This window comes from Brevibacterium sp. SIMBA_078, assembly GCF_046534565.1.
Lineage (GTDB): Bacteria > Actinomycetota > Actinomycetes > Actinomycetales > Brevibacteriaceae > Brevibacterium.
This window is the reverse complement of record NZ_JAWRYQ010000004.1, coordinates 85,665-99,604: the sequence shown is the minus strand read 5'-3', so window position 1 is coordinate 99,604 and position 13,940 is coordinate 85,665. Positions and strand designations below refer to the sequence as shown.

Below are 13,940 nucleotides of genomic sequence, written 5' to 3'. Positions count from 1 at the left end.
GCACGGCCCAACCGGGTCGGCCTGGTCCTCACTGATTGAGTAGACGCCCACTTGCTGCCGGGTTTTACGCAGCAGGTGGGCGTCTGTCGTTCACCGCCATATCGAACCCGGCTTCAACTCACAAAGGCCGAAACCAACGACCCACCCGAGCGAGTGTGCTCGGATGGGCCGATTCCGCATCTGTGGCGCGAGGACTCAGAAGTCCCAGTCGTCGTCTTCGGTGTTCTCGGCCTTGCCGATAACGTAGGACGATCCCGAACCGGAGAAGAAGTCGTGGTTCTCATCGCTGCCGGGCGAGAGAGCCGCGAGGATGGCCGGGTTGACCTGCGTGACCTCCTTGGGGAACATCGCTTCGTAACCGAGGTTCATCAGCGCCTTGTTCGCGTTGTAGTGGAGGAACATCTTGCAGTCCTCGGACAGTCCCACCGAATCGTAGAGGTCGTGGGTGTAGGCGACCTCGTTCTCGTAGAGCTCGAACATGAGGTTCATCGTGTAGTCCTTGAGCTCCTGCTTGCGCTCCTCGGACTGCGACTCCAGACCCTTCTGGTACTTGTAGCCGATGTAGTAGCCGTGCACGGCCTCATCGCGGATGATCAGACGGATGAGGTCAGCGGTGTTCGTCAGTTTGGCGTGTGCCGACCAGTACATGGGCAGGTAGAAGCCGGAGTAGAAGAGGAAAGACTCGAGCAGCGTCGAGGCGACCTTGCGCTTGAGCGGATCGTCACCCCGGTAGTAGCTGAGGATGATATCCGCCTTGGACTGCAGGTACTTGTTCTCACGCGACCAGCGGAAGGCCTCGTCGATCTCCTTCGTCGAGCACAGGGTCGAGAAGATCGAAGAGTACGACTTCGCGTGCACGCTCTCCATGAACGCGATGTTCGTCAGCACCGCTTCTTCGTGCGGGGTGACCGCATCCGGGATGAGCGAGATCGCACCGACGGTGCCCTGGATCGTGTCGAGCAGGGTCAGACCGGTGAAGACGCGCATCGTCAGCGTCTTCTCATCGTCGGTCAGAGTCGCCCAGGACTGGATGTCGTTGCTCAGCGGGACCTTCTCCGGCAGCCAGAAGTTGCCGGTCAGCCGGTCCCAGACCTCGTCATCGATCGGATCGACGACGCGGTTCCAGTTGATGGCATCGACATGCGATGCCAGAGTCAGATTCTCCAACGCTTTCTCTCTTCCCAAAGTGCTGTTCGTCGTAAGTACGTGCTGTCTGCGCGGCAGACGAAAGTCATGTGTGCGGGCCCAGCCGGCGGCTTGAGGCCCGCACGAAGCCGGCGGACCGATTCACATCGGTCCGCCGATTCCATCATCAGAGCATGCAGGAGACGCAGCCATCGACTTCCGTGCCCTGCAGAGCGAGCTGCCGGAGCCGGATGTAGTAGATGGTCTTGATGCCCTTGCGCCAGGCGTAGATCTGCGCCTTGTTGATGTCACGAGTGGTGGCGGTGTCCATGAAGAACAGTGTCAGCGACAGCCCCTGGTCCACGTGCTTCGTGGCCTCGGCATACGTGTCGATGATCTTCTCGTAGCCGATCTCGTAGGCATCCTGGTAGTACTCGAGGTTGTCGTTGTCCATGAAGGGAGCCGGGTAGTACACGCGGCCGACCTTGCCCTCCTTGCGGATTTCGATCTTCGAGGCCACCGGGTGGATCGACGAGGTCGAGTTGTTGATGTACGAGATCGAACCGGTCGGCGGCACGGCCTGGAGGTTCTGGTTGTAGATGCCGTGCTCGGCCACTTGAGCCTTCAGCTCGCGCCAGTCGTCCTGGGTCGGGATGTGTACGCCTGCTTCGGAGAACAGCTCGGTCACACGAGCGGTGCGCGGTTGCCAGACCTCATCGGTGTACTTGTCGAAGTATTCGCCGGTGGCGTACTTCGACCGCTCGAAGCCGGCGAAGGTCTCTCCGCGCTCCTTGGCGATCTCCATCGACGCCCGCACACAGTGGTAGGCGACGGTGTAGAAGTACATGTTCGTGAAGTCCAGGCCCTCGTCGGAACCGTAGTAGATGTGCTCACGAGCGAGGTAGCCGTGGAGGTTCATCTGCCCCAGGCCGATGGCATGCGACATGTCGTTGCCGCGGGCGATTGAAGGCACGGACTGGATGTTCGAGGTCTCGGCGACCGCGGTGAGTCCGCGGATCGCGGTCTCGATGGTCTGCCCGAAGTTGCTCGAGTCCATCGTCAGAGCGATGTTGAGCGAACCGAGGTTGCAGGAGATGTCCTTGCCGACGACGTCATAGCCGAGATCGTCGTCGTACTTGCTGGGTTCGGAGACCTGGAGGATCTCCGAGCACAGGTTGGACATGATGATCTTGCCGTCGATCGGGTTCGCCTTGTTGACGGTGTCTTCGAACATCACGTACGGGTAGCCGGACTCGAACTGGATCTCGGCCAGAGTCTGGAAGAACTCGCGGGCGTTGATCTTCTTCTTCTTGATCGCCGCGTTGTCGACGAGCTCGGTGTACTTCTCGGTGACGTTGATGTCGGAGAAGGGCACACCGTAGACGCGCTCGACGTCATAGGGGCTGAAGAGGTACATGTCCTCGTTGCGCTTGGCCAGTTCGAAGGTGATGTCCGGAATCACGACGCCCAGAGACAGGGTCTTGATCCGGATCTTCTCGTCGGCGTTCTCGCGCTTGGTGTCGAGGAACTTGTAGATGTCGGGGTGGTGGGCGTGCAGGTACACGGCACCGGCACCCTGGCGGGCTCCGAGCTGGTTGGCGTAGGAGAACGAGTCCTCGAGCAGCTTCATGACGGGGATGACACCCGAAGACTGGTTCTCGATCTTCTTGATCGGTGCACCGGACTCGCGGACGTTCGTCAGAGCGAAGGCCACACCGCCGCCGCGCTTGGACAGCTGCAGAGCGGAGTTGATGGACCGGCCGATCGACTCCATATTGTCTTCGATGCGCAGCAGGAAGCAGGAGACGAGCTCGCCGCGCTGCTTCTTGCCGGCGTTGAGGAACGTCGGGGTGGCCGGCTGGAAACGACCGGCGATGATCTCGTCGACGAGCCGGGTGGCCAGGGTCTCGTCTCCGCGGGCCAGGAAGAGAGCGACCATGACGACGCGGTCCTCGAAGCGTTCGAGGTAGCGCTTTCCGTCGAAGGTCTTCAGCGTGTAGGAGGTGTAGAACTTGAACGCGCCGAGGAAGGTCTGGAAGCGGAACTTCTGATCGTAGGCGCGCGCCGAGAGCTGCTCGATGAAGTCGAACGAGTACTGCTCCAGGACCTCGGGCTCGTAGTAGTCCTTCTCGACGAGGTAGTCGAGCTTCTCCTTGAGGTTGTGGAAGAAGACGGTGTTGTTGTTCACGTGCTGCAGGAAGTACTGCCGGGCAGCCTGCTTGTCACGCTCGAACTGGATCCTGCCGTCCTCGTCGTACAGGTTCAGCATCGCGTTGAGCGCGTGGTAATCCAGATCCGTCTCTTCGCGGATGATGTCCTCTACATTGCGGTCTTCAGCGAGCTCGCGCACAGTTTGTCCAATCCTAGGTTGACAGCGTCGACATCTTCCTGAGTGCCCAGGAGTTCGACTCGATACATGAGGGGTACTTGACACTTTGCCGCGACCTTGAGGGCCGCGCGGCAGTAGTCCTTGCCGAAGTTCGTGTTTCCGGCGCCGATGACACCGACGAGATGGCGCCGGTTCTCTTCGACATTGAGGAACTTGATGACTTGTTTGGGAACAGCCCCGCGATTGCGACCGGCCCCATAGGTGGGGGTGACGAGAACGAATGGCTCATCCACTCGCAGCGTCGGCTCCTTGGTCAACGTCGGCAACCGCACTGCCGGGTGCTGCAGCTTCGCGACGAAGCGGTGCGTGTACTCGGAGTTGGCGGAGAAGTAGACCAGCAGCATTGTCAGGCCACGACGGACGCAGACTGTTCGCCGGTCAGGGTCGCGATCTTGTCCGGACGGAAGCCTGACCAGTGATCGTTGTCGGTGACGACGACGGGAGCCTGCATGTAGCCCATGGCCTTGACGACGTCGAGGGCGTTCTCGTCGACGCTGAGATCCACCGACTTGTACTTCAGGCCCTTAGCGTCGAGAGCACGGTAGGTGGCGTTGCACTGGACGCAAGCTGGCTTGGTGTACACGGTGATCATGACGACTCCTTCATTCTGCTGTGCAGTTCGGCATTCTGATGGCTGTGACCGTGTCCCGTCAACTGCTCGATCATGATGAATATCACGAGGCGCAGGCTCAGGGGTGACCACTAGATGTTGTGTTCGGGTTAGACCTTACCCCTATATCCAGTGTTACACCAGTGTCATTTGCAGGTTCCACACCCTGTGTCGTCACCGTCCACAATCGTCCACAGGCTGTGAACGACACTCGTGTAGTTCGATCACCTGCGCGGACGCTGGGATCGGCGGCTTCGGGACCGATTTCCGACCCTTTTTCCACCTCCGTTTTCCACCGCTTTCCACAGGAAAAAATTTTGCCTGTGGGCATGTCGCAGAGTCCGCGACCGACGATTCCGAACTCCTTCGTGCGGCACCGATCACGTCGGCGCGGAGGCGACCATCACAGCACCTCCTCACATCCGTCCGTCGGTTCCATCGACGCTACAGCCCGGTCCTGACACGAGGTGGCCGCGCCGTGAATGGCAGGTGGCGGACGGACGCCGCTCGGATATCGCTGCGAATTGTGTGTCAGCACTGCAACGTTCTCGGCTGTTGCGTGTCAGTGCCAGCCAATATGCTGGAGACCACAGAAACGCATCAGACGGCGTGGCTGAACGACCACAGCGGCATCGAGACACCAGTGACACCGAGAGACTGAGGGACCATGACGGCAACGGCACCGGCGAACACGCAGGAGATCGCGCACGCACAGACGATCCTCAAGGCTCTGGAGTCCTACCTCGACCATTTCGTCGTCGGGCAGCAGCGGCTGCGCGAATCCCTGCTCATCGGACTTCTCTCCAGTGGCCACCTGCTGTTGGAGAGCGTGCCGGGGCTGGCGAAGACCACGGCGGCCGCGGCTCTGGCCAATGCCGTGGACGGAAAGTTCTCCCGCATCCAGTGCACCCCCGATCTGCTGCCGGCCGACATCATCGGCTCGCAGATCTACAACGCACACGAGGGGTCGTTCAACACCGTGCTCGGTCCCGTGCATGCGAACATCGTCCTCCTCGATGAGATCAACCGGTCGTCGGCGAAGACCCAGTCGGCGATGCTCGAGGCCATGCAGGAGAAGCAGACGACGATCGGCGGCAAACGCTTCGAACTCCCCCGCCCCTTCCTCGTCATGGCCACGCAGAACCCGATCGAGCAGGAGGGCACCTACCAGCTGCCCGAAGCCCAGCTCGACCGGTTCATGATCAAGGACCTGCTCACCCACCCGAACCCCGGCGAAGAGGTCGAGATCCTCTCCCGCCTCGACTCCGGGGTCTTCGACAAGGACTCGGTGCCCGATCCGGCCTGCTCGCTCGACGATGTCGTGACCATGCAGAGCTACGCCCGCACCGTCTACATCGACCCGGCCATCACCCGCTATCTCGTCGAACTCGTCCACGCCACCCGCAATACGACGAAGTACCTCGGCCGATTCGCCCCGTTCATCGAATACGGAGCCAGCCCACGTGCCTCCATCGCGTTCACGAACGCCGGCCGGGCGCTGGCGATGATCCGCGGCCGCAACTACGTCATCCCCGAAGACATCAAAGACCTCGCTCACCGAGTGCTGGCCCACCGCATCCAACTCAACTTCGAAGCCGCCGCCGAGAACATCACGAGCGCCCAGATCGTCGATGCCCTCCTCATGGCAGTGCCCACTCCCTGATCGGCTGCCGCGATGACTGTCCTGCTCAACCGAATCAAGGCGCGGATGACCATCCACGCCCATCGGCGGACCCGGCGCCTCCTCGACGGCGACTACTCCTCGGTCTTCCACGGCCACAGCCTCGACTTCGACGATCTGCGCGACTACATCCCCGGTGACGAGATCCGCGACATCGACTGGAAAGCCACCGCCAGGCACACAGAACCCCTGGTCAAACGCTACGTCGCCCACCGGCGGCACATCCTCGGCCTCGTCGTCGACACCTCCCGGAACTTCGACGCCGTCACCTCCGCCGGAGCCGACAAACGCCACCTGGCCATCCTCATGGCCGGGATGGTCGGCTACCTCGCCGTCCGCCACGCCGACGACGTCATGCTCATCCACGGAAACGCCGGACACACCACCGCTTCCCCGCGGAAGGGCAGCGAGGCCCACCTCGAGCACCTCCTGCAGCAGATCCTCGCCGAGACCGGCACCGACTCCCCCGGGTCGATCAACACCCAGCTGCAGTGGATCACCAGCCATATCAACCATCGGATGCTGCTGGTCGTCATCTCCGATCAGGCCCCGCTCGGACCTGAGGCCGAAGCGACGATCCGTCGGCTGCGCGCCCAACATGAGGTCCTGTGGATCACGATCACCGACGCGGACCTCGCAGGACTGCCGTCCGCCTCGGCGCCGTTCGACGTCGCCCGACCCGACCATGGACTGCCGACCTCGGTGATGACGAAACCCGAGGTCCGACAGGAATTCGCCCTCGCCGAGGCGGCCCGCCGTCAGCAGCGCATCGACCTTCTCGCCAAGCTGGGCATCGCCCACATCGAAATCGACCATCCGAAGTCGGCCCTCGGCCGACTGCACACTCTTCTGCTGAGGCACCGCCGTGGGCCCCGCTGAGCTCATCGGGCCCCTGGAGGTCTCCCCGGCGTGGTACGTGGCGGCCTGCTTCGTGCTGCTGCTGGCATGCGGAAACCTCTTCGCCCCGCTCTTCCGTGCCGCCGCCGGAGTCACCGCGGCGGACGGACCGCGCATCCCGATTCCCGTGCGCAGCACCTATCTCTCCCGCATCAGCGCCGTGGAGACGGGTCTGACCGCAGAATCGGCGGACGTGCGCGAATCGGCACAGCAGCTGGCGACGATCGTGCGCGAATTCGCGCATGACGCGTGGGGCGTCAAAGCCGAGCACCTGACCTACCGCGATGCGGCAGTCGCCGGTCTCGACGACCTCGCGCAGTGCCTGCTCGGCCTCTACGAGGCGGAGTTCGCCGAAGCCGAACCGCCCGGTCTGCAGCCGCAGATCGCCGAGGCCCGGAAGTTGGTGGCGCGATGGTCCTGATGTTCTGGTGGCTGGCGCTCATCCTGCTGGCCCTCGCCGCAGCCGCAGTCTTCTGGTTCCGCCGTCCGAAGACGACGGAGTCCTCTTTGGCCGTCGCCCACAGCGGGCGGATGACGAGCCTGCCGAGTTTCCGCAGGGCCATGCGCAGACGGCTGGTGACGACGGTCGCCCTCCTCGGAGTCATCGTCCTCACCGGGCTGTCCGCATTGGCGGGAATCGCGCGTCCGGCCTGGGTGGAGACGGTCAACCCGGAGCGGAAGATGCGCGATGTCATGCTCTGCCTCGACGTGTCCGGGTCGATGCTCGGCTACGACGCCGATCTGCTCGAGTCCTACCAGGAGCTCGTCGACCGCTTCGACGGCGAACGCATCGGCCTGACCGTCTTCAATGCCACCGCGGTCTCCGCATTCCCGCTCACAGACGACTACGACATGGTCCAGAACTACCTCGCTGAAGCCGAGGAGGGATTCCGCACCTGGGGTGCAGAGGGCACCGACTACTCGTGGTCGACCTCTCCGCCGAACATCGGCGGCTCCTCACTCATCGGCGACGGGCTCGTCAGCTGCGTCGACAACTTCGACCGGCAGGACGAGGACCGGTCCCGGTCGATCATCTTCGCCACGGACAATATGCTCGCCGGTGAGCCGCTCTTCGAGCTCAACGAAGCCGCCGATATCGCCGTCGACGCAAAAGTCCGCGTGTACAGCCTCTCCCCTCCCTCGGTGCTGACGACCACTCAGACGAAGGAGCTGCGGTCCGTGTCCGACCGTACCGGCGGCGAACAGTTCGACATGGGTTCGGCCTCGACGATCGACCGCATCGTCGAGGAGATCCAGAGCCAGGAAGCGGCGAACACCCCCGGCCGTTCGTACACCATCGTCCACGACATGCCGGTGGTTCCGCTCGCACTCGCCGTCTTCGGCCTCGCCGGAGTGTTCGTGCTGGCGTGGAGGACGAAATCATGATCTTCGATCCCGTCTTCACCTGGTTCGGTTGGGGCTTCATCGTCCTCGCCCTGCTCACCGTGTGCATCATCCCCGCCATCCGCGGCGACGGAGCACGCTGGAAATGGTTTGCCCGCATGGGCGTCGTCGCCGTGCTCGCCGTCGCACTGGCGCGCCCCGGGATCCCCATCAAATCCTCGACCGAGGAGTACGAGGCACGTGCCGATGTGTACTTCGTCGTCGACGTCACGACGTCGATGGCCGCCGAGGACTTCGACGGGGACGACACCCGCCTCGAGGGGGTCAAGAAGGACATGCTCGAACTCGCCGACGCCTTCCCCGGCACCCGGCTGAGCATCATCACCTTCGCTTCGACCGCAGCCACTGTGATGCCGCTGACGACCGATCACGCCGCCTTCGCCTCCGCCGTCGACGTCCTCGCACCCGAATCTTCCATGAATTCCAGAGGCTCATCGATCACCGAGGCCGGTGAGGAGCTCGATAAGCGGATGACGTCGAACGATGGGGACCGCCCGGAGAACAAGAACGTCGTGTTCTACTTCGGCGACGGTGAGCAGACCGTATCGGAGTCCCCGGAGTCGTGGTCGCCCTTCGCCTCCCGCATCGACAGCGGCGCCGTCTTCGGATACGGCACCGATCAAGGCGGAAAGATGCGCGACAGCCAGCCTTTCGGCTACGGGTCCGGTGTCGGTGACCCCGGCAATGCGCCCGGCATCGGCGACCCCGATGACCCTGATGACGATCAGGCACCGCCCGAGTACATCCAGGACCGCAACGGCAATCCGGGGATCTCGAAGATCGACGAGGGCAACCTGCGCCAGATCGCCTCGGACCTCGGCGTCGACTACCACCACCGCGACGGAAACGGCGCGATCTCCAGCGTCTACACCGCCCCGAAATACGATCAGGCCCTGGTGAAGAAGGACGGCCGGGTCACCGTCGACGAATACTATTGGGTCCCGCTCATCCTCGTCTTCGCGTGGATCGCCGCGGAGCTCGTCTTCGGAGTCCGCGAATACCTTCGCCTCAAAGCGATCACCCCCAAGCGCCCTCGCCGAGGCGGCCCACCCGGTCCCGGAGGTCCGCTTGGTCCCGGAGGCCCACCCGGTCCCAGCAGATCGGTTCCCTATCAGCCGGTGCCCCACCGGGGAGGTCCGCGATGAACCGCGTGAAGAATCTGTGGTCACGGCTGCGTCGGATCACGAAGATCAACCTCATCCTCGGCACGATATTCGCCCTGATCTTCGGCTATATCGCCATGGCCACATATTTCGGAACAGCCTCGCAGGTCAGATACACCTCGAACGACTTCCCCGGTGCCAAGAAGGCGGCGACGGCGTTCCTTCGGGTCAGCCCGTTCCAACGCCATATCGGCTACTTCAACCGCGGCACCGCCGAGGCGGCCGTCGGCGACTACGACGCTGCCCAGACCGATCTCGAAGCTGCTCTGGAGATCGCTCCGACCTCGGCCGAATGTGCTGTGCGGATCAACCTGTCCTTTGTCTATGAGAAGCAGGCAGATCAGATCGCCTCCCAGGACCCCGACCAGTCGCAAGAACTCTACGACCGTTCGCTGAAGACCCTCGAAGATGCGCCCGAGGAATGCCAGCCGAAGAAGAGCGAAGAGAAGCAGAAGAGCAGCCAGGCGAAAGAACGCGTCGAGGACAAGAAGCAGGGTGAGAAAGCCAAGGACGAGGGAACCGACGACAGCGAGTCCGAGGACGAGGACTCGAGGGAAAAGGACTCCGGAGACGAGAAATCCTCCGGAGATGAGGGCCAGGACCCCGGGGAAGATGAGGAGAAACCGGAGGATTCCTCAGGCAAGTCCGAACGTGAGAAGAAGCGTGACGAGCTGGAGAAGCGCCGCGAGGACTCCGAACGACAGCAGCAACAGCAGGGTCCCGGCGGCGACGGAGGACGGTCGACCCCGGAGAAACCCTGGTGATCCTCGTCGACGAGGCCTGACCCCTCCGGGGCCTGGTGGCAGCGCTGATCCGCTGTGACATCATGAGTCCATGAACGCCTCCGACCCCGCTGCTTCAGATTCTGCGTCCACCACCGCGCCCGGGACTTCGTCCTCGAGCACATCCGGCTCCACCGCTTCGGCGCCCGCACCCGCTGCACCGTCACCGCGACTGCGGGCCGCTCTGGAGACCTTCCCGCCCTATATTCCGGGCAAACCTCCCCGCCGGGTCGAGGGCCTAGAGTCGTTCAAACTCTCCTCGAACGAGAACTTCCTGCCTCCCCTGCCGGCCGTCCTCGAGACCATGGTCGCTCACGCGACGAACCCCGCGCTCTACCCCGACGACGCGGCACTGGCGCTGCGTCAGGGACTGGCCGACCGCCTCGGTGTCGGACTGGATCAGCTCGTCGTCACCACCGGTGCCAGCGAACTGCTCGTCGCGCTGACCCAGATCACTTCGGACGCCACCACCGAGGCGATCTATCCGTGGCCATCGTTCGAGATGTATCCGCAGACCACCGGGCTCGTCGGGTCCACCCGCCGCGAAGTGCCGCTGACGGCCGAGGGTCGACACGACCTCGACGCGATGGCTGCGGCGATCACCGAAGACACGCGTCTCATCATCCTGTGCTCACCGAACAACCCGACCGGCCCGGTGCTGCGCGACGACGAGGTCCGCACCTTCCTCGATACGGTGCCTGACCACGTCCTCGTCGCCCTCGACGAAGCGTACTGGGAGTTCGCCACCGATCCCGGGCGAGCCGATGGACTCGGTCTTGTCCGCGACTATCCGAATCTCGTTCTGCTCCGCACCTTCTCCAAGGCACACGGACTCGCCGGGCTGCGTGTCGGCTACGCCGTCGCCCATCCGCCGGTCGTCGAGGGGCTGCTCAAGGCCGTCATCCCCTTCGGCGTCACCGACCTCAGCCAGGCAGCCGCCCTCGAATCCCTCAACCATTGGGACGAAGTGCTCGAGCGGGCCGGCGAGATCGCACAGACCCGCGATGCCTTCGCAGCTGCACTGCGCGAACAGGGCTGGGATGTGCCCGAAGCACAGGCGAACTATGTCTGGCTGCCACTGGGTGAGAAATCTGATGCCTTCGAAGAGGCCTGCGTCGAACAGGCCGTGGCCGTGCGCAACCTCGGTGCCGGTGTGCGCATCAGCATCGGCGAAGACGAAGCCCTCGCCCGGGTGCTGGAGATCTCCGAACGCTTCCACATCGAACACTTCGAGGACTGATCGGAGAGCACCGCCGCGGTGAATACCGCCGCGGTGAATACCGTGCCGAACGATCGGTGAGGGGTGCGCCTAGAGTTCAGCAAGCTCGAGTGCCAACGACACCGCCTGCAGCGTCTCGGCACGGGAGAGGTCGCGACCGAGCAGCTTCTCGATCTTCGCCAACCGCGCCCGCACCGTATGCCGGTGGACTCCCAACTCGGCTGCAATGCGCTCACGTGCCCCGGACGCGGCGATGAAGGCCCGGAGAGTCTCCAACAGCTCCTGACCGCCGCGTGCCCGAAAGAGTTCGCCGAGAACTCGGTCGACGAACCGGTCGGCTGCCTCCTCATCGACCGCCGACAGCAGCGCCCTGACCTCGGAAGCCTCGGACTCGTGCTGGGTCCGCCACAGCATCCACGTGTGATGGAGCTGACCCAACGGCAGCCTCTTCTCCGCAAGCACGTCCAAGCCGGTGACCTCGGCGGCCCTCGTCACCAGCTCATCGAGTCCGCGTTCCTGTGCTCCGACCACCCCGAGCAGCGAACCGGTGCGGGTGAGCAGGCTCCGACCGACGATATCGGCGATGAGTCGTTCGGCGGAGTCCCCGCGGACACCGCCGAAGATGCGCATCCCCACCGTCGCCACCGGGGCCAACCCCGTCACCCTGGTCCACTCCCCATGTGCTTCATCGTCGCTGAGATCGGCGTCGAAGAGCAGCGCACGGCCGGAGGGAACGGGCAGATCCGCCAACGACATCGCCAACAGCGCCGAGGCGGTCGACAGCAGCAGGGCACGCGTCTTCGGAGAGCCGACCGCCTCGGCGGGGGTGAGGATCCACCCGAGCGGATGATCACTCCCGATCGGAACGGCCTCGACGATCCGGGAACCGGTGCGGATCAGGCGAGGCCCTGCCGTCGGCTTCAATGACTCCTCGATGAGTGCCGAACGCACGTCCTCCTCGGCGTCGTCCCCGCTCAACGCCCTGCCGGTCGGCGAGACGAACCGGACCGGAGCCTCCAGCGTCTCTGCCAGGTCGGCCACCAGCGCCGCTGGCCCCTCCCCGGCCAATGCGGTTGCGAAACGGCGGGCGGCGCTGCTCGCCCGGGTCAGCTCCCGGTTGGTCTCGGCCTCACGCATCCGGGTGAAGGCATCGACGACGGCGACGAACGGAACCGGCTCGGGCACGCCGAACAGCGCCAGCCCCGCTTCCTGCGCGGCGGAGACGAGCTTCGGCGGAACCTGCTGCCACGGCAGGTCGGAGCCCAGCCCGATGCCGAGCGCATGCACGCCGACAGTCTTGAGGCGGCGCACATAGTCACCGACCGTGTCCCCGCCGAGATCCTGACCGACCCCGATCGTCAGCAGCACCTCACCACCGGCAAGCCATTCGTCGACCTCCGGCAGCTCCGAGGAGTGCACGATAGTGACATTCTGCTCTGCTGCGGTGGGTGAATCGACGATGATCTCGAGCGCGAGTTCTGCGCGTGTCCAGATCTGTTCCAAAGTGACCATGCACTCGATTCTATCCGCGATGTATAGCCATGGTTTCAAATGCTCCGTTTTGGATATCGGTGTTGTGTGACCCACGTCCTAGGCTGAGGGAATCACCTCCGGCCCATTCGGGTCGGGTCAGCCGCTACGACGAAGGAGAAAGCCAGTGACGTCTCAGCCGCTCGGCCCAGCCGACTACAGCAAGACACCCCGCTACGCAGGACCCCCGACGTTCGGACTGCTGCCGCGCATCGACGAGGTCGAAGCCGAGCGCCCCGGCGAGAAGATCGACGTCAAAGTCATCGGCATCCCCTTCGACGCCGGCGTCAGCTACCGTCCCGGCGCCCGTTTCGGACCGGCTCACATCCGCCAGTCCTCGAAGTTGCTGCGTCCCTACAACCAGGCCACGAACGTCCACCCGTTCACCTGGCAGCAGGTCGCCGACTGCGGTGACCTCGGCGTCAACCCCTTCGACATCGAAGAGGCCATCACCACCGTCGAAGCCAACGCCGACGCCATGCGCGCCGATGGGGCCAAGCTGCTCACCCTCGGCGGGGATCACACCCTGGCCCTGCCGAACCTGCGCTCCCTGCACAAGACGCACGGCAAGATCGCCGTCCTCCACTTCGATGCGCACCTGGACACGTGGGACACCTACTTCGGTGCGCCCTACACCCACGGCACTCCCTTCCGCCGCGCCAGCGAAGAGGGCCTCATCGACATGACTGCCTCGATGCACATCGGCATCCGCGGTCCCCTCTACGGGAAGAAGGACCTCGAGGACGATGAGGTGCTCGGCTTCCAGATCATCCGCAGCGACGAATACCAGTTCACCTCCGTCCAGGACGTCGTCGCCCGGATGCGCAAGCGACTGGGCGATGCTCCGGTCTATCTGTCCGTCGACATCGACGTCCTCGATCCGGCGGCCGCACCCGGCACCGGCACCCCCGAGGCCGGCGGAATGACCAGCCGTGAGCTGCTCAACTCGATCCGCGGACTCCAGGGACTCAATGTCGTCGGAGCCGAGATCGTCGAGGTCGCCCCCGCCTACGACCATGCCGAAGTCACCGGACTCGCCGCCGCCCATGTCGGCTACGAGGTCCTGTCCCTCTGGGCGGCGGAGAACAACGGAGTCACTGCTCCCTCCGGTCCGTCCGGCACCGCCCTCGGAGTCTGACC

At 64.0% G+C, this 13,940-nt stretch carries 13 protein-coding genes; 8 read left to right on the top strand and 5 right to left on the bottom strand.

Going from position 1 to position 13,940, the window contains the following annotated elements; genetic code table 11:
* Nucleotides 1-195: 195 nt before the first annotated feature.
* The 4 genes from nrdF to nrdH form a co-directional block, all read right to left on the bottom strand.
* A complete protein-coding gene (gene nrdF, locus SB749_RS15290; protein ID WP_098731519.1) occupies nucleotides 196-1,167 on the bottom strand; it encodes a class 1b ribonucleoside-diphosphate reductase subunit beta in 972 nt (323 codons plus the stop codon).
* A 145-nt stretch (nucleotides 1,168-1,312) separates the two neighbouring features.
* On the bottom strand, nucleotides 1,313-3,439 hold the full coding sequence (gene nrdE / locus SB749_RS15285; protein WP_410711347.1) for a class 1b ribonucleoside-diphosphate reductase subunit alpha: 2,127 nt from the start codon (nucleotides 3,437-3,439) through the stop codon (nucleotides 1,313-1,315).
* A 5-nt stretch (nucleotides 3,440-3,444) separates the two neighbouring features.
* Complete coding sequence (gene nrdI, locus SB749_RS15280) at nucleotides 3,445-3,858, bottom strand: class Ib ribonucleoside-diphosphate reductase assembly flavoprotein NrdI (protein ID WP_410711069.1); 414 nt, start codon at nucleotides 3,856-3,858, stop codon at nucleotides 3,445-3,447.
* A 2-nt stretch (nucleotides 3,859-3,860) separates the two neighbouring features.
* Nucleotides 3,861-4,106: a glutaredoxin-like protein NrdH gene (nrdH, locus tag SB749_RS15275; protein ID WP_025778731.1), complete on the bottom strand. Its 246-nt coding sequence runs from the start codon at nucleotides 4,104-4,106 to the stop codon at nucleotides 3,861-3,863.
* A 685-nt stretch (nucleotides 4,107-4,791) separates the two neighbouring features.
* Here nrdH and SB749_RS15270 point away from each other — a divergent pair.
* The 7 genes from SB749_RS15270 to SB749_RS15240 all read left to right on the top strand — a co-directional run bounded on the left by SB749_RS15270 (nucleotide 4,792) and on the right by SB749_RS15240 (nucleotide 11,291).
* Nucleotides 4,792-5,787 carry an AAA family ATPase gene (locus SB749_RS15270; RefSeq protein WP_139908556.1) on the top strand — a complete coding sequence of 332 codons (996 nt, stop codon included), beginning with the start codon at nucleotides 4,792-4,794 and terminating at the stop codon, nucleotides 5,785-5,787.
* Between the two features lie 12 nt (nucleotides 5,788-5,799).
* Nucleotides 5,800-6,684, top strand: a complete 885-nt coding sequence (locus SB749_RS15265) for a DUF58 domain-containing protein (protein ID WP_410711068.1) — start codon at nucleotides 5,800-5,802, stop codon at nucleotides 6,682-6,684.
* Nucleotides 6,671-7,123, top strand: a complete 453-nt coding sequence (locus SB749_RS15260; RefSeq protein WP_410711067.1) for a hypothetical protein — start codon at nucleotides 6,671-6,673, stop codon at nucleotides 7,121-7,123. Before SB749_RS15265 ends, SB749_RS15260 begins: the two co-directional genes overlap by 14 nt.
* Nucleotides 7,114-8,088 (top strand): vWA domain-containing protein, encoded by a 975-nt coding sequence (locus tag SB749_RS15255; protein ID WP_410711066.1) that lies wholly within the window; start codon nucleotides 7,114-7,116, stop codon nucleotides 8,086-8,088. Before SB749_RS15260 ends, SB749_RS15255 begins: the two co-directional genes overlap by 10 nt.
* Nucleotides 8,085-9,251: a vWA domain-containing protein gene (locus tag SB749_RS15250; protein WP_410711065.1), complete on the top strand. Its 1,167-nt coding sequence runs from the start codon at nucleotides 8,085-8,087 to the stop codon at nucleotides 9,249-9,251. The genes SB749_RS15255 and SB749_RS15250 overlap by 4 nt, the downstream gene beginning before the upstream one ends.
* A complete protein-coding gene (locus tag SB749_RS15245; protein ID WP_410711064.1) occupies nucleotides 9,248-10,033 on the top strand; it encodes a hypothetical protein in 786 nt (261 codons plus the stop codon). Before SB749_RS15250 ends, SB749_RS15245 begins: the two co-directional genes overlap by 4 nt.
* 70 nt (nucleotides 10,034-10,103) lie before the next feature.
* A complete protein-coding gene (locus SB749_RS15240) occupies nucleotides 10,104-11,291 on the top strand; it encodes a histidinol-phosphate transaminase (protein ID WP_410711063.1) in 1,188 nt (395 codons plus the stop codon).
* Between the two features lie 69 nt (nucleotides 11,292-11,360).
* Here the strand turns inward: SB749_RS15240 and SB749_RS15235 are convergent, their stop codons facing one another.
* Complete coding sequence (locus SB749_RS15235; RefSeq protein ID WP_410711062.1) at nucleotides 11,361-12,782, bottom strand: PucR family transcriptional regulator; 1,422 nt, start codon at nucleotides 12,780-12,782, stop codon at nucleotides 11,361-11,363.
* 145 nt (nucleotides 12,783-12,927) lie between these two features.
* Between SB749_RS15235 and speB the strand changes: the two genes are divergently transcribed.
* Nucleotides 12,928-13,938: an agmatinase gene (gene speB / locus SB749_RS15230; RefSeq protein WP_410711061.1), complete on the top strand. Its 1,011-nt coding sequence runs from the start codon at nucleotides 12,928-12,930 to the stop codon at nucleotides 13,936-13,938.
* Nucleotides 13,939-13,940 lie beyond the last annotated feature (2 nt).